Annotated in this window: 18 protein-coding genes; 10 read left to right on the top strand and 8 right to left on the bottom strand. The window is 66.6% G+C overall.

What is annotated here, in order from left to right:
- Positions 1-129: 129 nt before the first annotated feature.
- The 4 genes from ACV7NQ_RS17795 to ACV7NQ_RS17810 all read left to right on the top strand — a co-directional run bounded on the left by ACV7NQ_RS17795 (position 130) and on the right by ACV7NQ_RS17810 (position 8,614).
- Positions 130-1,344, top strand: coding sequence for an acetyl-CoA C-acetyltransferase (locus tag ACV7NQ_RS17795; protein WP_463360702.1), 1,215 nt, complete (start codon positions 130-132; stop codon positions 1,342-1,344).
- Between the two features lie 116 nt (positions 1,345-1,460).
- Positions 1,461-3,611, top strand: coding sequence for a 3-hydroxyacyl-CoA dehydrogenase NAD-binding domain-containing protein (locus ACV7NQ_RS17800; RefSeq protein ID WP_463360703.1), 2,151 nt, complete (start codon positions 1,461-1,463; stop codon positions 3,609-3,611).
- A gap of 131 nt (positions 3,612-3,742) precedes the next feature.
- Entirely contained in the window at positions 3,743-4,858 is a 1,116-nt protein-coding gene (locus tag ACV7NQ_RS17805) for an esterase-like activity of phytase family protein (protein ID WP_463360704.1), read from the top strand.
- Between the two features lie 177 nt (positions 4,859-5,035).
- Entirely contained in the window at positions 5,036-8,614 is a 3,579-nt protein-coding gene (locus tag ACV7NQ_RS17810) for a protein kinase domain-containing protein (protein WP_463360705.1), read from the top strand.
- A gap of 21 nt (positions 8,615-8,635) precedes the next feature.
- On the opposite strand, the gene ACV7NQ_RS17815 is transcribed toward ACV7NQ_RS17810, so the two are convergent.
- Both ACV7NQ_RS17815 and ACV7NQ_RS17820 read right to left on the bottom strand, forming a co-directional pair.
- Complete coding sequence (locus tag ACV7NQ_RS17815) at positions 8,636-9,952, bottom strand: class I SAM-dependent methyltransferase (protein ID WP_463360706.1); 1,317 nt, start codon at positions 9,950-9,952, stop codon at positions 8,636-8,638.
- Positions 9,949-11,406, bottom strand: a complete 1,458-nt coding sequence (locus tag ACV7NQ_RS17820) for an FAD-binding oxidoreductase (RefSeq protein ID WP_463360707.1) — start codon at positions 11,404-11,406, stop codon at positions 9,949-9,951. Before ACV7NQ_RS17820 ends, ACV7NQ_RS17815 begins: the two co-directional genes overlap by 4 nt.
- A 245-nt stretch (positions 11,407-11,651) precedes the next feature.
- Between ACV7NQ_RS17820 and ACV7NQ_RS17825 the strand changes: the two genes are divergently transcribed.
- A complete protein-coding gene (locus ACV7NQ_RS17825) occupies positions 11,652-12,086 on the top strand; it encodes an SRPBCC family protein (protein WP_463365713.1) in 435 nt (144 codons plus the stop codon).
- A 52-nt stretch (positions 12,087-12,138) separates the two neighbouring features.
- Here ACV7NQ_RS17825 and ACV7NQ_RS17830 read toward each other — a convergent pair whose 3' ends face one another.
- The 3 genes from ACV7NQ_RS17830 to ACV7NQ_RS17840 all read right to left on the bottom strand — a co-directional run bounded on the left by ACV7NQ_RS17830 (position 12,139) and on the right by ACV7NQ_RS17840 (position 14,067).
- Entirely contained in the window at positions 12,139-12,489 is a 351-nt protein-coding gene (locus tag ACV7NQ_RS17830; RefSeq protein ID WP_463360708.1) for a VOC family protein, read from the bottom strand.
- A 10-nt stretch (positions 12,490-12,499) separates the two neighbouring features.
- Entirely contained in the window at positions 12,500-13,321 is an 822-nt protein-coding gene (locus ACV7NQ_RS17835; protein ID WP_463360709.1) for a MerR family transcriptional regulator, read from the bottom strand.
- A 137-nt stretch (positions 13,322-13,458) separates the two neighbouring features.
- Complete coding sequence (locus ACV7NQ_RS17840) at positions 13,459-14,067, bottom strand: hypothetical protein (RefSeq protein ID WP_463360710.1); 609 nt, start codon at positions 14,065-14,067, stop codon at positions 13,459-13,461.
- A gap of 132 nt (positions 14,068-14,199) precedes the next feature.
- On the opposite strand from ACV7NQ_RS17840, the gene ACV7NQ_RS17845 reads away from it, so the two are divergent.
- The 3 genes from ACV7NQ_RS17845 to ACV7NQ_RS17855 all read left to right on the top strand — a co-directional run bounded on the left by ACV7NQ_RS17845 (position 14,200) and on the right by ACV7NQ_RS17855 (position 15,880).
- Positions 14,200-14,532, top strand: coding sequence for a YbaB/EbfC family nucleoid-associated protein (locus ACV7NQ_RS17845; RefSeq protein ID WP_463360711.1), 333 nt, complete (start codon positions 14,200-14,202; stop codon positions 14,530-14,532).
- 16 nt (positions 14,533-14,548) lie between these two features.
- A complete protein-coding gene (recR, locus tag ACV7NQ_RS17850) occupies positions 14,549-15,157 on the top strand; it encodes a recombination mediator RecR (protein WP_463360712.1) in 609 nt (202 codons plus the stop codon).
- A 99-nt stretch (positions 15,158-15,256) separates the two neighbouring features.
- Positions 15,257-15,880, top strand: coding sequence for a LysE family translocator (locus ACV7NQ_RS17855; protein ID WP_463360713.1), 624 nt, complete (start codon positions 15,257-15,259; stop codon positions 15,878-15,880).
- 20 nt (positions 15,881-15,900) lie between these two features.
- Here the strand turns inward: ACV7NQ_RS17855 and ACV7NQ_RS17860 are convergent, their stop codons facing one another.
- Positions 15,901-16,545, bottom strand: coding sequence for a hypothetical protein (locus ACV7NQ_RS17860; protein ID WP_463360714.1), 645 nt, complete (start codon positions 16,543-16,545; stop codon positions 15,901-15,903).
- A 356-nt stretch (positions 16,546-16,901) separates the two neighbouring features.
- On the opposite strand from ACV7NQ_RS17860, the gene ACV7NQ_RS17865 reads away from it, so the two are divergent.
- Complete coding sequence (locus ACV7NQ_RS17865; RefSeq protein ID WP_463360715.1) at positions 16,902-17,357, top strand: hypothetical protein; 456 nt, start codon at positions 16,902-16,904, stop codon at positions 17,355-17,357.
- Entirely contained in the window at positions 17,354-18,268 is a 915-nt protein-coding gene (locus tag ACV7NQ_RS17870; RefSeq protein WP_463360716.1) for a transglutaminase family protein, read from the top strand. The genes ACV7NQ_RS17865 and ACV7NQ_RS17870 overlap by 4 nt, the downstream gene beginning before the upstream one ends.
- A 292-nt stretch (positions 18,269-18,560) precedes the next feature.
- On the opposite strand, the gene ACV7NQ_RS17875 is transcribed toward ACV7NQ_RS17870, so the two are convergent.
- Together ACV7NQ_RS17875 and ACV7NQ_RS17880 are read right to left on the bottom strand one after the other, a co-directional pair.
- Positions 18,561-19,271, bottom strand: coding sequence for a type 1 glutamine amidotransferase (locus tag ACV7NQ_RS17875; RefSeq protein ID WP_463360717.1), 711 nt, complete (start codon positions 19,269-19,271; stop codon positions 18,561-18,563).
- Positions 19,268-20,506, bottom strand: coding sequence for a MurT ligase domain-containing protein (locus ACV7NQ_RS17880; protein ID WP_463360718.1), 1,239 nt, complete (start codon positions 20,504-20,506; stop codon positions 19,268-19,270). The genes ACV7NQ_RS17875 and ACV7NQ_RS17880 overlap by 4 nt, the downstream gene beginning before the upstream one ends.
- Position 20,507: the final 1 nt, after the last annotated feature.

The raw sequence follows: 20,507 nt of genomic DNA on the forward strand, positions 1-20,507 counted from the left end.
CTGCTTGCCGAGTTTTGTACAGCGTCAGGACGGTCGGTCGCAGGGCCGGTCGACGAGGTTATCCGCGGCCCCGCCGCACACACGGTGCCGGTTCGCCCCACCGCACCCCAAGGAAGGAAACACTCCGATATGACCACAGAGGCCTACATCTACGAGGCCATCCGCACTCCACGTGGCCGCGGCAAGAAGAACGGTTCGCTGCACTCGGTGAAGCCGATCGACCTGACTGTTGGTCTGATCCAAGAGCTGCGCGGCCGTTTCCCGAACCTCGACGAGGACCGGATCTCGGACCTGATCCTTGGTGTCGTCACCCCCGTCGGCGACCAGGGCATGGACATCGCCCGCACCTCCGTGACCGTGGCCGGCCTGCCGGACACCGTCGGTGGCTTCCAGCTCAACCGCTTCTGCGCCTCCGGCTTAGAGGCCGTGAACCTGGCCGCGCAGAAGGTCCGCTCGGGCTTCGATGACCTGGTCATCGCCGGTGGCGTGGAGTCCATGTCCCGCGTGCCGATGGGCTCGGACGGCGGCCCCTGGATGCTCGACCCGGCTACCAACTACGACACCTACGTCGTCCCGCAGGGTGTTTCCGCCGACCTGATCGCCACCATCGAGGGCTTCAGCCGCGATGACGTCGACGCTTACGCGGTGCGCTCGCAGGAACTGGCCGCCAAGGCCACCACCGGCGGCTACTTCGCCAAGTCGATCGTCCCGGTCAAGGACCAGAACGGCATCGTCGTGCTGGACAAGGACGAGCACATGCGTCCCGGCACCACCGCTGAGGACCTGGCCAAGCTGAACCCGTCCTTCGCCGTGGTCGGCGAAATGGGTGGCTTCGACGCCGTGGCGTTGCAGAAGTACTACTTCGTCGAGAAGATCAACCACGTGCACCACGGCGGCAACAGCTCGGGCATCGTCGACGGCGCCGCGCTCGTGCTCGTCGGCACCGAAGAGGCCGGGAAGGCGTCCGGCCTGACCCCGCGTGCGCGCGTCGTCGCCACCGCTACCAGCGGCGCCGATTCGACCATCATGCTCACCGGTCCGACCCCGGCCGCCAAGAAGGCGCTGGCCACGGCGGGCCTGACCCTCGACGACATCGACCTGGTCGAGATCAACGAGGCCTTTGCCTCCGTGGTGCTGAAGTTCCAGAAGGACCTGAACATCCCGGACGAGAAGCTGAACGTCAACGGCGGCGCGATCGCCATGGGCCACCCGCTGGGCGCCACCGGCGCGATGATCACCGGCACCATGGTCGACGAGCTGGAGCGCCGCAACGGCCGCTACGCGCTGATCACCCTGTGCATCGGTGGCGGCATGGGCGTTGCCACCATCATCGAGCGCGTCTAACCCCAACCGAGACTTCAGATTCCACGGTGACGCGAGCGACGGGCCCGGAGGCGGCAGCCTGCGTAACCACGTAGGGCCCCGCGAACGCCACCAATTCCACAAGGAGACACAGAGCTGTGAGCGAGACCAACATGATCGGTTGGGAACAGGATTCCGACGGCATCGTCGTACTGACGATGGACGACCCGAACCAGGGCGCCAATACGATGAACGAGCTGTACAAGACGTCGATGACCGCGACCGTCGACCGGCTCGAGGCCGAGAAGGACACCATCACCGGTGTCGTGATCACCTCGGCGAAGAAGACCTTCTTCGCGGGTGGCGACCTGAAGAACATGATGAAGGTCGGCCCGCAAGACGGCCAGGCCCTCATGGACGAGCTGGCCACCATCAAGGGCGCGCTGCGTCGGCTGGAGACCCTCGGCAAGCCGGTCGTGTCCGCTATCAACGGCGCCGCGCTCGGCGGCGGCCTGGAGATCACCCTCGCGACCCACTACCGCATCGCCGCGGATGTACCGGGTGTACAGATCGGCCTGCCCGAGGTCAGCCTGGGCCTGCTGCCCGCCGGCGGCGGTGTTATCCGCACCGTGCGCATGCTCGGCCTCCAGGGCGCGCTGATGCAGGTGCTGCTGCAGGGCAACAAGTACCGCCCGGGCAAGGCCAAGGAGCTCGGCCTGATCAACGAGGTCGTCGGCTCGATCGAAGAGCTGGTGCCCGCCGCCAAGGCGTGGATCAAGGCCAACCCCGAGGGTGGCGTGCAGCCGTGGGACAAGAAGGGCTACAAGATCCCCGGCGGCACCCCTGCCAGTCCGGCGTTCGCGGCGAACCTGCCCGCGTTCCCGGCCAACCTGCGCAAGCAGCTCAAGGGCACCAACATGCCCGCACCGCGGGCCATCCTGGCCGCCGCGGTCGAGGGTTCGCAGGTCGACATCGACAACGCGTCGCTGATCGAGTCTCGCTACTTCGTCTCGCTGCTGACCGGCCCGGTCGCGAAGAACATGATCCAGGCGTTCTTCTTCGACCTGCAGTCGATCAACAACGGTGGCTCGCGGCCCAAGGATGTCCCGAAGAAGGAGATCCGCAAGGTCGGCGTGCTCGGCGCGGGCATGATGGGCGCTGGCATCGCGTACGTCTCCGCCAAGGCGGGCTACGAGGTCGTGCTCAAGGACGTCACCATCGAGGCGGCCGAGCGTGGCAAGAACTATTCCGAGAAGATCGAGGCCAAGGCCCTCTCGCGTGGCAAGACCACCGAGGAGAAGTCGAAGGTGCTGCTGGACCGGATCACCCCGACCGCGGATGTCGCAGACTTCGAGGGCGTCGACTTCGTCATCGAGGCCGTCTTCGAGAGCACCGAGCTCAAGCACAAGGTGTTCCAGGAGATCGAGGACATCGTCACTCCGGACGCGCTGCTGGGCTCCAACACCTCCACCCTGCCGATCACCGGTCTCGCGTCCGGTGTGAAGCGCCAGGAAGACTTCATCGGCATCCACTTCTTCTCGCCGGTCGACAAGATGCCGCTGGTGGAGATCATCAAGGGTGAGAAGACCTCCGACGAGGCGCTGGCCCGGGTGTTCGACTACACCCTCGCCATCAAGAAGACCCCGATCGTCGTCAACGACAGCCGTGGCTTCTTCACCTCGCGCGTGATCGGCACCTTCGTCAACGAGGCGATCGCCATGCTGACCGAGGGCATCGAGCCGGCCACCATCGAGCAGGCCGGACTGCAGGCGGGCTACCCGGCCGCGCCGCTGCAGCTGTCGGACGAGCTGAACCTGAAGCTCATGCAGAAGATCGCCAAGGAGACCCTGGAGGCCGCGGCGCACGGCGACGCCACCCTGGGCAAGAAGCGGCACCCGGCGCAGGACGTCATCGACTACCTGGTCGAGCAGGGTCGTCCGGGTCGCCTGGAGAAGGCCGGCTTCTACGAGTACGACGAAGACGGCAAGCGCACCGGCATCTGGCAGGGCCTGCGCGATCACTTCAAGACCACCGCCGATTTCACGGTCCCGCTGCAGGATCTGATCGACCGTATGCTGTTCATCGAGGCGATCGAGACCCAGAAATGCTTCGACGAGGGTGTGCTGATCACCACCGCCGACGCCAACATCGGCTCGATCTTCGGGATCGGGTTCCCGGCCTGGACGGGTGGCGTGCACCAGTTCATCGTCGGCTACCCGGGTGGCCAGGAGGCCTTTGTGGCTCGGGCCGACTGCCTCGCCAAGACCTATGGCGATCGCTTCGAGGTCCCGGCCTCGCTGCGTAAGTAGTCCACGCACGGTAAACGCAACGACGAAGCCCGCCATCGCTTTTCGCGGTGGCGGGCTTCGGCCGTACCGGGCGACCGGATTTCGGATGCCGTTAACCTGTGCGCTCGGCACTATGGATACCGTTGCCGATCGTGGCCAGACGTATGCAAACCCTGTTCGCCGCGACCGTCACCGTCACCGTCGCGTTAGCTATCGCGCCGTCCGCGACCGCGGCCCCTGCGCCGGTCGCTGAATCCGGATCCCCGGTCCGCCTGCTCGGCGAGCAGATCGTCCCGCACGATCTGGACTTCCACGGCACCACCGTCGGCGGCCTGTCCGGTATCGACTATCAGCCGCGTACCGGCGAATACGTGCTGATCAGCGACGATCGCTCGGAGCGCAATCCGGCACGCTTCTACACCGCCCGCTTCGGTGTCGACGCGAGCGGCGTCGGCCCCGTGACCTTCACCGGAACGCGGCCGCTATTGACCAGGGATGGCGCCGTATACGCGCCGAAATCGTTGGATCCCGAGGAGATTCGGGTCGACCCGTGGACCGGTGACTTCTACTGGACCCAGGAGGGCGACCGCACCGACACGGTGCTCGCCGATACCTCGGTGCGGGTCGCGCGCCCCGACGGCAGTTTCGCGGGTGAGTTGCCGATCCCGAACAATGAGCGAACGCTGCCCACGACGGGTCCGCGGCAGAACTTGGCATTGGAAGGCGCAACCTTCGCCGCCGGTGGTTCGCTGTTCGTGACGTCTGTGGAGGCGCCGCTGTTGCAGGACGGCCCGGTCGCGACCACAGCGTCGGGCGCCATGTCGCGGATCACGGTGCAGGCCCGCTTCGGTCCGCTGCTCGCCCAGTACGCGTATCCCCAAGAGCCGGTGTTCGCCGAATCCCGGCCCGATCCCGGCCAGGGCATGAACGGTGTCGCGTCGATACTGGCCGCCGACCCGCTCGACCCGACGAAAATCCTTGTGTTGGAGCGGTCCTATGTGCTCGGCGTCGGCAACAAGATCCGGATCTATGAGGCCGATACCAGCGCCGCCACCAACGTGCTGGACGCACCGCTGGGCAACGCCCGCCCGGTCACCAAGCGCCTGCTGGTCGATCTTGCCGACGTCGGACTGACCGATGTCGACAATGTGGAGGGGATGACCTGGGGTCCACGCCTGCCCTCGGGCGAGCGCACCCTGGTCCTGGTCAGCGACAACAACTTTGCCGCGAACCAGATCACCCAGATCATCGCGCTGGCCGTCCGATAGGGGTGACGGGGCCGAAACCACGCTGTTGTGAAAGCCACCCGCTGGGTGTAATCCCGCGCTACGTTGGAGTATGCGTAGGCATATCGATCGGACATCAGATGCAGCCACGATGTTCGAAGTCAGCGTGTTCCTTTGAACGCCGGTGACGCCGATTCGATGTGAGTTCGAGGTGATCACATGAATCCACAGATGCGTTCGGGCAGAGTGAGCCCCGAATCGACACCGGCCGAATCGGACACGCAGCGACATGCGCCCATTGGGATCGCCGACGAACTGGAGGCGATGGGCCTGTCCGGTGCGGTCGAGATCGGTCGGGGTGGCTTCGGGGTGGTCTACCGCTGCATCCAGCAGACGTTGGATCGCGTGGTCGCGGTGAAGGTGCTGTCCTCGGACATCGACGTGGAGAGCCGCGAACGGTTCCTGCGCGAGGAGCAGGCCATGGGCCGGTTGTCCGGCCATCCGAACATCGTCGACATCCTGCAGGTCGATGTCACCGCCAGCGGGCTGCCGGTCATCGTGATGCCCTACTGGACCCGCGGTTCGCTGGAGCAGCTCATCCGCGATCGAGGCCCGCTCACCTGGTCGGATTCGCTGCGCGCCGGGGTGAAGCTGGCGGGCGCGATCGAGAGCGCACATCGCGCCCAGATTCTGCACCGGGACGTGAAACCGGCGAACGTACTGCTCAGCGGCTACGGCGAGCCGCAGCTGACCGACTTCGGGATCGCGAGGATTCCGGGCGGATTCCAGACCTCGAGCAGCTTGATCACCGGTTCGCCCGCGTTCACCGCGCCCGAGGTGCTCAAGGGTGCGCAGCCGTCCATCCGCTCGGATGTGTACGGGCTCGGCGCCACGCTGTTCGCGCTGCTCACCGGACACGCAGCCTTCGAGAGGCAGGCGGGGGAGAAGGTGATCGCGCAATTCCTGCGGATCACCACGCTGCCGGTGCCGGACCTGCGCGACCAGGATATCCCGGCCGACGTGGCCGATGTGATCGAGCAGGCCATGTCCACCGACCCGCTCGAGCGCCCGGCCTCGGCCTACGAGTTCGGCGAATTGCTGCGCGGGGTGCAGCGCGAGCACGGCCAAGTGCCCGATGAGATGGCGTTGCTGGATACCGCGGTGGAACCCGATGCCGCGGTCAACGGCAGCGCCGCGTCGACTGCCCAGCAGCCCGCGGTGACCGCACGCCGCAACTGGCCGCTGACGCTGCGGCCCGCAGTGTCGCAGTACCCCGCGGGGACCGAACCGACGGTGGCGATGCTGCCGCCGACGGCGGCCACAAAGTTCCGGCCGCCGACCCCGGCCCGGGATCCGATCCCGCGTCCCCGGCTGCTGGACACGCTGCGGGCGGGTGGTCGACGCAGGCTCGCGGTGATCCATGCGCCGGCTGGGTTCGGTAAGAGCACGGTGGCCGCGCAGTGGCGCGCCGAGCTGACCGAGGGCGGTGTCGCGGTCGCCTGGATCGGCGTGGCCCGCGACGACGACAACGAGATCTGGTTCCTCGCCCACCTCATCGAGGCCATCCGCCGGGTCCGCCCCGACATCGGCGAGGGACTCGACCAGGTGCTGGAGGAGCGGCCCGCCGACGCCGTCGCGTTCGTCATCGCCACCCTCATCGATGAGATCCACGCGGGGGGTTCCACCATCGTGGTGATCATCGACGACTGGCATCGGGTCACCGACCCGGGCGCGCATCAGGCGATGGAAGCGTTGCTGGACAACGGATGTCACCATTTGCGCTTCGTGGTGACCAGCCGGGAACAGTCCGGCCTGCCGACCAGCCGGATGCGGGTGCATGACGAACTGATCGAGATCGGGTCGTCCGCATTGCGGCTGATGGCCGCGGAGACCAGGCAGATTCTGGTGGAGCGCAATGGTTTCGCGCTCACCGACGAGCAGGTGGAGCAGATCTACACGGCCACCGACGGCTGGCCCGCCGCCATCCAGTTGGTGAGTCTCTCGTTGCGCGGAAACGCCGATCCGGACAGCTTGATCGCGAATCTGTCCGAGGGCAATCACGGTATCCGGGAGTACCTCGCGGAAAACGTGCTCGACACCCTCGAACCCAAGATGCTCGATTTCCTGATGTCGATCTCGGTGACCGAGCGGGTGAGCGGGTCGCTGGCATCGGCGCTGTCGGGGGATCCCGACAGTGAGCACCTGCTGGAGCAGGCCGATCAACGAGAGTTGTTCCTGCAGCGCATCGCTCACGATCCGGAGTGGTTCCGGATGCAGCCGCTGTTCGCCGAACATTTGCGGGCTCGGCTGGAACGCGCCAACCCTGAACGGCTGAAGTCGTTGCACCGCAAGGCATCCCGCTGGTATGCCGAGAATCAGCTGTTGCGTAAGTCGGTCGATCACGCATTGGCGGCGACGGATCTGACGATGGCGTTGGACCTGGTCGAGGGCGGCGGCATGGACCTGATCGACAAGTCCCGCCTGGCCACGCTGCTGGGCACAGTGTCGAAACTGCCTATGCAGCAGGTCGCTTCGCGGTCCGAGCTGTTGATGGCGGTGGCTCGCGCGAATGTCAACCTGCAACAGTCCGGGGCGGCCCGGTCCGCGCTCGGGCGGTTGTCGAATGCACTGGCCCGCGGCTCGGCCACCGACGCCGATGTCATCCGGCAGCGCTGTGAGGCCGCGGTGCTCGCCGCCTCGGATGCCATCGCGAGGGATCATACCGAAGGCGTGCTCGATCAAGTGGCGGACTGTCTGGAACGGACCGACGAATTGCCCGCCTGGACCGTGTCGACCGCCGCGAACCTGACTTCGTTCGTGCGTCTGTGCGAGTTCGATTTCGACGGTGCCCGCGAGATCCAGGACTGGGCCGCGGAGTATCACGAACGTTCCAAAGATCCGCTCGGCGCCGTCTTCGGACTCTGCGTGCAGGGCGCCGCCGCCTACGAACAGCTCGACATTGCCACTGCGACGGCGTGTTTCCAAGAGGCGTACGAGACCGCGAGCGTGCGGTCCGGTCCGCGCTCACATGCGGTGCGGGTGGCCGCGGCGCTGCTCGGTGAGGTGAATTACCGCTGCGGCGATCTGGATACGGCCGATCGGCTGCTCGACGAGAGCCACCAGCTGGTCACCAGGCTGGGGCCGGTCGATTTCCTGATCTCGACCTTCGTCATCGGCGCCCGGGTCAAGGCGGTGCGCGGCGACTTCTATACGGCCACCGCCCGGCTCGACGAAGGCGCCCGAATCGCCGCCGACAACAAGCTGATTCGCCTGGCCGCACACATCCGTGCCGAGCGGTTGCGGCTGGGACTGCCGATGGATACCGCGGCACGCCGGGTCGCCGACTTCGTGAGCGGCTACGACTCGGACAGCTCCGGTGCCATCCACCATTCACATCGGATGACGGGGGCGATCGCGCTGGCGGCGGAGGCGGAAGAGATCGCCGCGATCCGGGGCGTGCTCGCCGAACGCCAGCTCCGCTCCGACGACCGGGCGGTGCGCCGGGCCCGCGCGCTGCACGGTCGAATGGTCGAACAGAACCGTCCCCGTGCCGAATTGGATACCGGACTGCTGCTCGCCGAATGTCTGGCCGCCTCCGGCTGGGTCGGCGAAGCCACCGGGCTGTTGCTGCCCGCGGCCGTCACCTGTGCCGAACTCGGCTGGACCCGTCCCCTACTGGACGCCGGACCCGGAGTGCTCGCCATCCTGCGCGTGCTGCGCTCCGAAATGCGTTCGGGACCAGAACAACTCGCGGACACGACGCTGCCCGCCCTGTTCCTGGATGAACTCCTGGACTGAGCGGGCAGCGGAACTACTCGATTACGCCGTCCACCAGGGACGCAGCGGGAGCCCGGATTCACCGTTCGGGCCCAGCTTCACGCCGAGCACCTGGTGCAGCTGAACCACGTTACGCTGGAAGCCGAGTCGGCAACCCGCCATGTACAGGCCCCACACCTTCGCGGTGCCCTCGCCGACCTCGGCGACGCACGCGTCCCAGTTGGCGACCAGGTTCTTGCACCATTCGTGCAGGGTCAGCGCGTAATGCTCGCGGAGGTTCTCCTCGTGCATCACTTCGAGCCCGATGTTCTGGATTTCGGAGATGATCCGGCCGGAACCGATCAGCTCGCCGTCCGGGAACACGTAGCGGTCGATGAAGTCACCGGCCTTGGTAGTGCGCAGGTTGTCCGGGCGGGTGATGCAGTGGTTGAGGAACAGGCCGCCGTCGCGCAGCTTGCTCTTGATGTAGTCGAAGTAATACGGGTAGTTGTGCACGCCGATGTGTTCGGTCAGCCCGATCGAGGACACGGCGTCGAAGCCGACCTCGGGGAGGTCGCGGTAGTCGGAGTGACGCACCTCGGCCAGGTCGGATAGCCCTTCCTCGGCGATCTTCTTGTGCGCCCACGCCGTCTGCTCGGCCGAGAGGGTGGCGCCGATGACCTTGACGCCGCGCTTGGACGCGTAGCGCACCATGCCGCCCCAGCCGCAGCCGATGTCGAGCAGCCGGTCGCCTGCCTTCAGCCGAAGCTTGTCGAAGACCAGGCGGTACTTGTTCTCCTGCGCCTGCTCCAGGGTCCATTTCTCGTCCTCGTAGACCGCACAGGTGTAGGTCATGGAGGGGCCGAGGACGTACTCGTAGAATGTATTCGAGACGTCGTAGTGGTGGTGGATGGCCTCGGCGTCGCGCGTCTTGGAGTGCCGCAGGCCCTCCAGCGCGATTCGACGCCAGCGCGGCACGGTCTCCTGCGGCGGCGGCGCGATCGGACGCAGCCGCTCCCAACCGAGCGAGCGGGCGATGGTCACCAGGGCCAGCGCCGAGGGGCGACGGAACTTCAGCCCGTCGATCACCTCGAGGATCCTGTACGGGTCACCGGGATGCACGCCGGTGGCGGTCATATCGCCGGAGATGTATGCGCGGGCCATACCGAGGTCGCCGGGGGCGGTCGCCAGGTAGTTGATGCCGCGCTGCGAGTTCACATCGAGAGCGAACTCCGAGTCCTCGGGTCCGGTCGCACTGCCGTCGTAGGCGGTGAATCGGATCGGGACTTCGCCGTCGATCAGCGTCTCGAAGATCTCGGCAATGCTGAGCTTGGTTCCGAGATCGGCGAAGACATCGGAACGGTCCTTGAATGTAGTCATTTGCGTTGCACCGCCTTCGAATACAAATCCAGCAGTCGCTGGTCCGGGTCGTAGCGCTTCTTCAATTCGGTGTAGGTCTCGCCGCCGTAGAGGGCCGCGAATTCATCTTTGCCGTAGTACGAATCCGAGTACAGGGACTTATGTCCGTCGAATTTGGTCACCGTTTGCTCGATAGCGCGGTTGGCGGCGCCCTGGGGCCGGCCGGCGACGGTCGGGACGGCCGACCAGAATCCGACGTTCACGTAGGTCCGGTTCGGCTCGAGCGGGTACAGCGGCCAAGCGCGTTCTGACGTCGTCGATACCGCGGTACCCGATTCGCCGCCGGTATCACGCAGCCGCAGCGGGCACAGCCAAATCGGCTCGATCGGGATCTCGCGCAGGAACCATTCGACGAAGTCGGCGGTGCGCTCGACCGGCACTTCGATGTCCTGCACCACGCGCTCGCGCGGCGGGTTGCCCTGACGGGCCTCCAGCCGGTCGCTGACGTGGTAGCGGTGGTCGAGCGCGATGAGTTTCCAGTAGAAGCTGCTGCGGCGGTAGCGCTTCGGCCAGAACCGGCGGTACTTCGGGTGCTGTGCGCCGAAGGCACGTGAGCACCAGAACCAGTCGGTGTCCCAGCGCCACAGGTAGTCGTGGATGGTCAGCCGGTCGCGCTTGGATTGCGCGGCGTCGTGCTGGATGGACCGGTAGTAGATGTCCATGTCGGTGTAATCGCTGACCGGGCCCGGCTCGTCGGTCTGGCGGCCCAACGTCAGATAACTCTCGTCCGCGGTGAACACCACGCCGTCGAGGCAATCGACGCGCTCGCCGTCGTACACCTGCTCGGTGACGATCTGCGCCAGAGTCGATTCCAGCTCGCGCAGGTCGTGGAAGCGAACGTGCCGCAGCGCGACGTAGGGCTGAACGGCCTCGAGTTCGATCTTCAGCCGGACGGTGTAACCGAGCGTGCCGTAGGAGTTGGGGAAGCCGCGGAACAGGTCGGCGTGCTCGCCATCCGGTGTCGCGGTGATGATCTCGCCCGCGCCGGTCAGCACGTCCATCTCCAGCACCGACTCGTGCGGCAGGCCGTTGCGGAACGACGTGGACTCGATGCCGAGACCGGTGACCGCGCCGCCGAGGGTGATGGTCTTGAGCTGCGGAACCACCAGCGGCGCGAGCCCGTACGGCAGCGTGGCGGCGACCAGTTCCTCATAGGTGGTCATCCCGGCCACGTCCGCGGTCTTCGCCGCGGCGTCCACCGATATGACCTTGGCCAGCCCGGAAACGTCCAGGCCGGGCGCGGTGTTCTTGGCCCTGGCCCGGAAGAGATTGGAGGTTTTCTTCGCCAGCCGCACATTGGCGTCGTCGGGTATGGCTCGATAACTCGCCAACAGCCTGTCTACGCCCGCTCGGTGCGCGGCGAACCCTGATTCGTGTGCGGCCGGTGCCCGTCCGGCCTTCCCCAACAGACTCACTGCCACTCCTCGACGCTAGTACGCACCACTGTGGTCAGCCACCGCGAAATCGCCGACGAGGGAGAAATGTCACGCATATGTTGCAACGGGAATAGTAGAGCCAGGCCACCATATACCGGGCGATGTCGCATCAGCGTGGCAGATGTCCGCGAGAGTAGCGCAGCGGCGTCCGGTTGTCGGGGGAATCGGGGGACAGGGCAGGATAGGGGGTGGTCGAGATACCGCATCCGGACAAGGAGCTCATTGTGGGACAGGTCAGCGCCAGCAGTTCGATCACCCTCGCGGCGGATCCGCAGCGCGCACTCGAGGCCATTGCGGACTATGCGACGGTGCGGCCGCGTATCCTCTCCTCGCACTACCACGACTACAAGGTCATCGAGGGCGGCAAGGGCGCGGGCACCGTGGCCGAATGGACCCTGCAGGCCACCGAGAAGCGCACCCGCAACGTGCATGCGGTGGTCTCGGTGTCGGATTCCATGGTGACCGAGCGTGATTCGAACTCGACGATGGTGAACACCTGGACGGTGACGCCCGACGGTTCCGGTTCGCAGGTCACGCTGCGCACGTCCTGGAAGGGAGCCGGCGGCGTCGCGGGCATCTTCGAGGGCATCTTCGCGCCGTTGGGGCTGAAGAAGATTCAGGCCGAGGTGCTGGGGAACCTGCAGCGCGAACTGGCCTGATCCAACGACCGCACCCCGATAGGCGATCGGGGTGCGGATGTCGTGGATCGGTTTACTCGGCGCCGATATCGAAGAGGTTGCCCTCCGGGTCGGCCAGCGTCACCCATTTCGCGCCGTACTCGTCGAAGTCGCCGATGTGCTCGGCACCCAGGCTGATCGCGCGGTCGATCTGTTCGCGGTAATCGGCGGCGTGGAAGTCGAGATGGATCACGTTCTTGCCCGGCGTCTTGTCCGGCACCTTGATGAACATCAGCACCGGCTTGATTCCCGCGCTGTTTCCGACAGTGGCGAAATCGGCATTCGCGTCCGGATCGACAGGGCGAGCGAGCAATTCGGACCAGAACCCGGCGAGCGCGGCCGCGTCGTCGCAGTCGAAGGTGACGTGTCCGAGTGAGAGTGGCATCGAGCTTCTCCTATTTCTGCAGCAGGCCGATGGGCCAGCAGACTTCGGTTCGGTAAGCGTTGGGGTCGTCGATATCGCCGGGGCCGAGCACATATAGCTCCCGCACGGGTTCGGCCAGCGCCGTGTCGTTTTCGGCGACGTAGCTGCCCAGCGCGCCGTAGGTGCGGTCGAAGTCGTCGAAGGGCCCGCTGTGCACGGCGATCGCGAAGCGCCGCGCCGGTAGTTCGATGACGGATAGTGCCCCGGGCGGGTCTATCCGGGCGTCCGCGGGGATCGGGACGAACGCAACCACCTCGCCCGCCTCGTCGGCGAAGAACTCCATCGAGTAGGTGGCGCCAGGGATACCGGCAGCCGCCACACCCGCTGCCGCCAGTGTCTGGTCCAGCAGCGGGAACGCCGACGCGCACCACGCATCGATCCCCCCTCGGGTGACCGTGTCGATGAACGCGAGGGCCCCGAACGCGGGAACCGAGCGGTATTCGACGGTGATCGGCGCCGCCGGTGCGAGCAGCGACCGCAGCGAGGCCACTACATCCCTGGTGCGCTGCAGTTCCGCCTCCATCCGCGCCAGATGCGCCCGCAACGCGGCGTCCCTGGCGCCCGCGTCGGGGGCGGCGAGCACGGCCTTGATCTCGGGCAGCGGCATGTCCAATTCGCGTAAACGCCGGATCAAATGGGCCTGCGCCACCTGATCGGTCGAGTACCGCCGGTACCCGGACGCCGGGTCCACCGCGACGGGCTCGAGCAGTTCGATGTCGTGGTAGTACCGGAGCGTCTTCACGCTGAAATAGGTCAGCCTGGCGAACTCCCCGATGGAGACGGTCGCTGTCATGCCTCTCAGCGAACACCCTCCAGTGAGGGGAGAGTCAAGCGGTCCCGGTCATGCGAGGGCGAAGCTCGGCAGCATCGTCGCCGGGTTGGTGTCATGACGCTGGATAGTGTTGTGGTGCAACATATCTCGCCGATCTATTAGGGGTAGGCGAGGGCGAAGGTCAGGAGCAGCGTCGTTTGGAAGAAACCACGCCACCAGGAGTTGCCGAACCACACGCTGGGCGTGATCTCGCGGATCTCGTCATAGACCGGCGGGGTCGGGGAGGGGTCGTAGTTCAGCGCCCACGCAGGCTGATGGTCCAGGATGGCGGGCGCGGTGTAGACGTCGGCTTTCCATGCCTCGATACCGGCGCCGGTGACTCTGTTCATCAGGTAGCCGCCGTCGGGGCCGGTGTAGAAGGTTTTGCCGATCCAGAAAGGTAGGGCCGCCGCCTGTGCGTACTGCGGACCGATCACCCACCCGTTCGTGACGCCCATCGGCACGTCGCCGCGTGGGGAGTCGCGAAAGATCGCATCCTGCTGGGCGGGCCCGCAGCGCAACCGCAGCGAGTCGATGGTCGCGGCCGGGTTGTCCGGATAGAGGATGCAGCCGCCACCGTAGTCCGCCACCGCCGTGAAATCAGGGTCCGAGGCCTCCGTGACACCGGAGTCCGCCGACGCTGTGGGGGAGCCGACCCCCAGGAAGGCGCTGGGAGAACCCAGGGAAAGCGCTACAGCGCTGAGCAAAAGTACTCGGTTAGTGCTCATATCTGTCTCCAGAGTTCGTCGCACCCGTCCCGATCACATTCGATGGTAAGCCGATCGCACCGGCCGGATCCTGGGAACGGCGGAACCGGGGCTACGCTGGACGGCGACACTTTCCGCAGAGAGGAGCAAGCCGTGCAGCCCGGTGGTCAGTTCGACATGCAGCAATTACTCGCCCAGGCGCAGCAGATGCAGCAGGCGGTGATGGCGGCTCAGGCCGAGATCGCGGCGTCCGAGGTGGAGGGTCAGGTCGGCGGTGGGCTGGTCAAGGTGACGATCAAGGCGACCGGTGAGGTGGTTTCGCTGACCATCGACCCGAAGGTTGTCGACCCCGACGACGTGGAGGGGTTGCAGGACTTGGTGATCGGCGCGGTCAACGATGCGATGGCCAATGCGCAGCGGCTCGCCTCCGATCGGCTCGGCCCGCTGGCCGGGGGCGGCTCCATGCCCGGTCTCCCCGACTTCTGATTCGAGGGCCTAACCGTTGTATGAGGGTCCGGTCCAGGATCTGATCGATGAGCTGGGCAAGCTGCCCGGTATCGGTCCGAAGAGCGCGCAGCGCATCGCATTTCACTTTCTGCAGGTGGAGCCGCCGGAGATCGACCGGTTGCAGGCCGCACTGCAGAAGGTGCGCGACGGCGTGCAGTTCTGCGTGGTCTGCGGCACCGTCGCCGACAACGAAATGTGCCGCATCTGCGCCGATCCGCGCCGCGATCGCACCATGATCTGCGTGGTCGAGGAGCCGAAGGACGTGCAGGCCATCGAGCGCACCCGCGAGTTCCGCGGCCGCTACCACGTGCTGGGCGGCGCGCTCGACCCGCTCAGCGGGGTCGGCCCGGACCAGCTGCGGATTCGGGAACTGTTGGCGCGCATCGGAAATCAGGAGGACGGTATCGATGTCACCGAGGTGATCATCGCGACCGACCCGAATACGGAGGGCGAGGCGACGGCCACCTACCTGGTGCGGATGCTGCGCGACTTCCCTGGCCTGAGCGTGACGCGGTTGGCCTCGGGGTTGCCGATGGGTGGCGATCTCGAATTCGCCGACGAGTTGACCCTCGGCCGCGCGTTGTCGGGGCGTCGCGCGCTGTAGTCGACCGGGTCGCGGACGGTGTGACCCTTGGCCGTGCGGTCGGTCGGCGCGCGGTAAATCGGGGTTGCGGTCCACCGGATGCGGGTTACTGTGTCGGGGATGAGCATCGAGTTTCTGCTGACCACGCTCGTCATCGTTGCCACACCCGGCACCGGCGTGCTGTTCACACTGGCGGCCGGACTATCCCGAGGCACCAGGGCCAGCGTGATCGCGGCCTTCGGCTGCACGCTCGGCATCATTCCGCACATGATCGCGGCGGTCACCGGCCTGGCCGCGCTGCTCAATGCGAGCGCTGTCGCGTTCCAGACGCTGAAATATCTCGGTGTCGCCTACCTGCTGTACATGGCGTGGAATACCTTCCGGGACAAGGGCGCGCTCGCCGTACCGGAGGAGGTACCGGGAGAGCCCAAGACGCCCTCGGCGCGGCAGGTAATCACCTCGGCAGTGCTGCTCAACATCCTCAACCCGAAGCTGACGATCTTCTTCTTCGCGTTCCTGCCCCAGTTCGTGCCGACCGGTGCGCCGAATGCGCTGGCGCGCATGCTCGAACTGAGCGGCATCTTCATGCTGGCCACGTTCGCCGTGTTCGCTGTCTACGGCGCCTGCGCGGCGGCGGTGCGCAATCAGGTCATCGCCCGCCCGGCCGTGGTTACCTGGATGCGCCGCGTCTTCGGGGCATCCTTCATCGCCCTGGCAGGCCGGTTGGCCGTCCAAAACCAGTGACCACGAACCGGATTCGGTGGCTAGAACTCGACGCGGGTCCAGGGGAGGGTCTGCATGCGGGTGCGGTCGTCGGTGGCCCACTCCCAGATCAGCGCGGCGACAGTGGGTGCGTCGTCGACCGTGGTGCCGAAGTGCTTGTTGGGGGCGCCATCTCGGTATTCGACGGTGAACGCCCCTGATTCGCCGCGGTAGGTCTGGATGTAGACCTGGTCGGCGCGCTGCACGATCAGGTACGGGTTCGGCGGAGCGAGTTCGGAAACCCACTGATCCGCAAGAGCTTTCGTGAGGTAGGGGAATTCGCCCGCGCCGCCGTGGGTGACGGTGGCCGGCACGCGCCCGGCCGGGTCGATCAGCCACGCGAGCTGCGGGTCGTAGACCGCGTAGTTCAGTGGCGTCGCGATCGCGAAAAGCAGCCGGCGGACGAATCCGATGGCGTCGTACGGGCATGGCACGTGCAGCACCGCGCCGGTGGCCGCGCCGCCGACGGAGTCGGTACCGAGAAAGTGGTCGTCCTCCGGTAGCTCGGCATTGCGGTTGTTCAACTCCGCCGCCATCGCCGCGACCACGTCCGTCTCGGCAAGTCCCTGCTGCGTGGACAGGTAGGCATCCACTTCCGCGAGCGTCGAAGCAGCACCGGACGGCAACAAGACGTGGTCGTAGTTCACCCGGCCAGCGTACGGGGACAGCGAACGCGGGCCGGGCGCAGTTACGCCTGTTCGCCGTGGCGAACATTCCGTACGGGCAGCTCTGCAGCAATCGCACACCCTGCGTCGCGCTGGGCGCTCGTCCGCGGCGCGATCGAACCGTGGCACACCCTCGGCGAGCTGCCACCACCGCTCGGGTCGATCTGGGGGAGTTACGTGCAAAGATGGCAGCACAGTCCACCGACATTGGTGCGCCGGGCATCCTCGACCTACGCCGGGCCCGTATGGGGACTGGTCAGCGACCGGTAAAGCGGAGGGTCGGACAGCCGTCACCCGGCGCTCGAGCAACGTCTGGCAGCGGAAGTGAGGTCGGCGCGGTGAGAATGCGCGACGAAGCGGACACGGTCCGAGCGGAGACAATGCTGCTGGGCGACGCTCGACTCGTCGTGCGCGAACAGATCGCCGAACAATTCGCGAGGTACCGCGCGGAGGGTGCGGACACCGCGGCCTATGACGAATGCGGCCGACCGATGAACGGCTACTACGACGAGCTGGTCGACTCCGACGGCCGGGTGCGGCGCATGTGGTCGGAGCTCTCTGCCGACTTCGTCGAGTCGGGCACCACCGGTCTCGGCCGACTCGACAGCCGGGTGTGCAGGCTACCGGATGAATTGGATGTCACCGACGACGGTGGCCGGCGTACCGAACTGGCTGAGCTACTGGCGGGTGTGCACTTGCGGCTGCGCAAGATGTCCGAATCGTTCGAGACGACCAGATTAGCGCTGCCGGTGGGTACCCAGCCGATGTGGGGCAGCACCAGGGTCGTCGAATGATCGGCCGCAGCGGTTGCGTCCGTCGCTATCGGGTGGCGCATCGCACCACGTACTCGTACTCCGGCGAGGTCAGCAGCTCGTACGGACGCGCGTATCTCACACCACGCGAATTCCCAGGGCAGCGGCTGCTTTCGCATGAGATCACCATCGATCCGGTGCCCTCGGACCGCTCGATCGGCACCGACGTGTATGGCAACACCACCTCGTATTTCCATGTCACGTCCGAACATCGGACGCTGGTGGTCATCGGCGAATCCACGGTCGAGGTGGACCCTCCCGACGGGGCCACGCGGGGCCCGGCCGCCGAACCATGGGAGAACGCGCGCCCGACCGTCGTCACCGGACCGCTGGCGGTGGAGTTCACCCTGGACCTGCAACCGCCCGAGATCACCCCCGAGGTAACGGCTTACGCGGCAGAATCACTGACCCCGGGCAGGCCGCTACTGGAAGCGGTGCGGGAGTTGAACACTCGCATCTATACCGACTTCACCTACAGGTCGGGATCGACCACCGTGTCCACCAAGGTCGCCGACGTGTTCGCCGCTCGCGTCGGCGTCTGCCAGGATTTCGCCCGCATCGGTGTCGCCTGCCTGCGCTCGCACGGTCTGGCCGCCCGATACGTATCGGGTTATCTCGCAACGGATCCGCCGCCGGGCCGGGAACGTATGGTCGGCATCGACGCCACACACGCCTGGTCGGCGGTATGGGTGCCCGGTGATACCACCCACGACCGGACCGGCCGCTGGATCGCCTTCGACCCCACCAACGACCAGTTCGCCGACGAGCGGTATGTCACCGTGGCCTGGGGTCGTGACTACGCCGACGTGCCGCCGCTGCGCGGCATCATCTACACCGATGCCAGGGAGAGCTCCATTACCGTCTCGGTCGAAGTCGCTCCTCTGGAGGTGTAAGCGGATGCGTGATTTCACCTGTCCGAACTGCGGCCTGAGGCTTCCCGCTCACGCGGCAACGGCGGTCCGGTATTGTGTGGATCCTGCCGCCTGACGCGGACCCGGGCCAACGACCACGATGCCGACGGCCTGCGCGCGTTCGCCGAGGCCGAGGCGTCGGTTGATCATGGAGCTGGCCGTGGTTGAACGACTACCCCGCGTGCGATCTAGCTGCTCGGGCGGCGAGGTCAGGCTGCCTGTGCGGCAAAGATGTGGGCGGATGCCTCATTGCGGGCAGTGGCCGTTCGGGAGTTCAGGCGCGCAGGCGTTCGCGGCGCAGTTGGTCGACCTCGGGGAGATCCAGCGGTGCCAGTTCCGATACGTCGAGGGCGCGGGCGAGTAGGAGGTCGGCGAGTTCGGGGTTGCGGGCCAGGGCGGGGCCGTGCATGTAGGTGCCGAGGGTCGAGCCCTGTACTACTCCCTCGAGATTGTCGCCGACGCCGTTGCCGACGCCACGGGTGACGCGTGCGAGACCGGTGGCGCCGCTGCCGAGTGTCGTTCCACCACGGTGGTTTTCGAAACCGGTCAGCGGTGCGGTGAGGCCCGGCAGCAGCGGGGTGGTGGTCACCTCGCCGATGGCGCGCTGCTGCTGGGGTGCGGTGGTGACGTCGATGAGGCCGACGCCGTCGACGCGTTCACCCGAGGAGGTCTCATACCAGTGGCCGAGCACCTGGATTGCGGCGCAGATGGCCAGCACCGGTGCGCCTTTCGCCGCCGCCTGCTGCAGGCCGGGGTAGCGCTGCAGGTGGCGGGTGGCCAGGCGCTGCGCTGAATCCTCCGCTCCGCCAAGGGTGTAGATGTCCAGCGACTCGGGAACCGGGTCGGACAGGGTGATTTCGACGATCTCGGCGTCGTAGCCGCGCATGCGCAGTCGCTGCCGTAGCACCAGCGCATTGCCCCCGTCGCCGTAGGTGCCCATGACATCGGGCAGTACCAGCCCGATCCGCACCGTTGATTCGCTCATGCCGTCCGCCCCTCGAGATCGCGGTTCAGATCACGGAACGCCGTGTAGTTCGCCAGCACCTCGACCCGGCCCGCCGGGCAGGAAGCGATGGCGCGCAAGGGATCCGGCACCGTGGTGTGTTCGACTCCGGCGTAGGTGAGGCGCACCGCGAGGTCGGTGGCGCGCTCGCCGGAGGCCACCACCTGCACGCCCTCGAAGTGTTCGAAACGCACATCCCACAGCCAGGACAGATCCTCGCCGTCGGGCACCTGCCCGTTCACCGCGATCACCAACCCGGCCGCGGTGGGCTCGATCATCGAAAGCGCCTCCTGCCAGCCCGCCGGATTCTTGGCAAGGAGCAACCGCGCGGTGTGCTCGCCGACCTGCACGGTTCGGTACCGGCCCGCGATCTCCTGCACCGTTCCTGTCGCCGTCGCCGCGGCCGCCGGGTCCGCGCCGAGCGCGACCGCCGCGGCGACCGCCTGCGCGGCATTGCCTCGGTTGGCCCGCCCCGGCAGGGCGAGTCGCAGCGGCAGTCGCAATCCGTCTGGGCCGCACAGCTTTTCGCCGTCGAGCCACCAATCCGGTTCCGGGCGTTGGAAATCCGTGCCCGTGCTCCGCCAGTGCGTGCCCTCCCACAGGATCGTCTCGCCGCTGCGCGGACAGCTGGTCGCATCCATCGCCCAGCCGCTGCCCGCGGCCACCCACACCACATTCGGATGGTCATAGGCGATCGAGGTCACCAGCACGTCATCGCAATTGGCGATCACCACGGTGCCGGGGTGTTGCGCAAGCCCGGCCCGCAACTTGCGCTCGATCATATTGATCTCGCCGACCCGATCGAGCTGATCGCGGGTGAGGTTCAGCAGCACCACGGCAGCCGGGTTCAGCGCATCGGTGACATGCGGCAGATGCAGCTCGTCCACCTCGATCGCGGCCAGCGGCGCACCCAGGTGCGTGCTCAGCGCGGCAACGATACCCGCGTCCATATTGGCGCCGTCGGCCTGCGTGGCCACCGCACCGAGGCTGCCCAACGCGGCGGTGGTCATCCTGGTCGTGGTGGATTTGCCGTTGGTTCCGGTCACCAGCACCGTGCGCTTGTCGCGCCCGAGCTGCTCCATGACGGTCGGATCGATCTTCAGCGCGATCAACCCGCCGATCATCGACCCCTTGCCACGTCCGGCTTTCTGCGAAGCCCACGACGCCGCAGCCGCCGCCCACAGCGCGACCCGCCCACGCACCGATATGTCTGCCACG

The organism is Nocardia sp. Tas62D01 (assembly GCF_055232035.1).